At 43.6% G+C, this 495-nt stretch carries 1 protein-coding gene; it reads right to left on the reverse strand.

Going from position 1 to position 495, the window contains the following annotated elements; translation table 11 throughout:
* On the reverse strand, window positions 1-478 hold a 478-nt coding region (locus tag OQ477_RS20815; protein ID WP_265973604.1), incomplete at its 3' end, for an AMP-binding protein.
* Window positions 479-495 lie beyond the last annotated feature (17 nt).

A 495-nucleotide genomic window follows, 5' to 3' on the forward strand; every position in this document is an offset into this window, starting at 1 on the left:
CTTGACTGTCTAGTCTTCCGATAAATTCAATTCGGCCATCGGACAGTCTTTTCACCAAATCTCCCGTCTTGTACATTCTTTTTCCTGGCTCAAACGGACTTTGGATAAACTTTTCTTCCGTTAATTCCGAGTTGTTCACATACCCTTTTGCCACTCCGTCGCCGCTGATATATAATTCGCCCGGAACCCCGACTGGCACAAGGTTCTGATGCGGATCAAGAATATAGGCTTGAATATTGTCCAATGGCTTACCGATTACGTTGGAGAATTCATCGATTTGATCAAGATTGACCTCTCCCGCCACACAGCCGATTGTACTTTCCGTCGGTCCATAATGATTAATGAGGCGGATCGAATGATTAAGATCCAATGAACTAAACCGCCTTAAATCGTTCTTGTTGACCGATTCACCACCTAATATAATCAGCCGGAGCCTGCCTGTTTCCGCAATACTTTTAATCTTTTCAGAATGGATCATGATTGAAAACAGCGAAG

This window comes from Bacillus sp. ChL18 (genome assembly GCF_026241425.1).
Taxonomy (GTDB): Bacteria; Bacillota; Bacilli; order Bacillales; family Bacillaceae; genus Bacillus; species Bacillus velezensis.